The 1,083-nt window shown below is 54.3% G+C and carries 1 protein-coding gene; it reads left to right on the plus strand.

Annotated elements, in window-relative coordinates:
• Window positions 1–129 precede the first annotated feature (129 nt).
• Window positions 130–1,083, plus strand: a 954-nt coding sequence (locus tag ABD323_RS41510) for a tetratricopeptide repeat protein (protein ID WP_344447269.1), incomplete at its 3' end; no start/stop codon positions are given.

A 1,083-nucleotide genomic window follows, 5' to 3' on the forward strand; every position in this document is an offset into this window, starting at 1 on the left:
GTTGACGCCCTCACCCGGTCGGACAACTACGACGCAGCTCTGGAACATGCGACCGCGGCCCTTGATGTAGCCGGCGCAAGAAGTGCCGAACCGCATGCTCTTGCGATTGTTCACACCAAAAAGGCTGGAGTGCTTCATCTCAAGGGGGATCTCGGGTTGGCCATGGCGGAGCTAGATTTGTGCGATGAACTTATCGCCAGTGACTCTGGCGCAGAGAATCAGGGCTCTGTAATTGCTATCCGATCTAAGAAGGGAAAATTGGCTCGAGAAATGGGCGACCCTCGCCGTGCTATTGGCGAGCTTCTGCAGTGCATCGAGATGTCTTCAGACCTCGGATCAAAGGATGCGCTGGCTACGCTGTATTGCGGTCTCGCCTTGTCATATCTCGAAGCAGGCGACCTTCAGTCATCCCTGGAGTCATCCCTTGCCGCACTGGAAATCGATGGTGAGATATCCCATGACCCCGGAGCTGCTCGAGATTGGAATAATGCAGGCCTGGCTTGGCTCGCGTTGGGCATGTATGGCGATGCAGCCATGGCATTCCAAAAGTCAGTTGAAATCTACGGGCGCTTCAATGGCATGAATTCCCTAAATTCCCTCATTTCGGAAATGAATTTCGGGCGGGCGCTCATGGCCCAGGGGGAGTATGAGGATGCTCGCAGGACTCTAGAGAAGGTTCTCCATGCTCAGGAGTCCATTCTTGGGTTGACTCACCGGGATGTGGCGTCTACTCTCGTGAATCTTTCCAGTGCCTACAACTTCATCGGGCTCCACGGCAATGCAGTAAAGGCCGCCAAGCGGGCAGTATCAATCGATATATATGTTTATGGTGAGAATCATCCCGAGCTGATTGCAGACTACAACAATCTCGCTATGGCGTTGGCTGCCCTTGGCCAGATCAAGGCTGCTTCAAAGTGGCTGGGCGTCGCACTTTCAATTGCCAGGGGCGCCTATGGAACCTGTGACGCTCGTACTGCAAAATGCTTGCAGAATATCGGCGCCATGGAGGCTCTTTTGGGTAAGGTCTCGTCCCCTATATCGACCCTGGGAGAGTCCGTATCTGCTTTTCGTGGTTCTGTCCGG

The sequence above is a fragment of the Kitasatospora nipponensis genome (assembly GCF_039528135.1).
Classification (GTDB): Bacteria; Actinomycetota; Actinomycetes; order Streptomycetales; family Streptomycetaceae; genus Kitasatospora; species Kitasatospora nipponensis.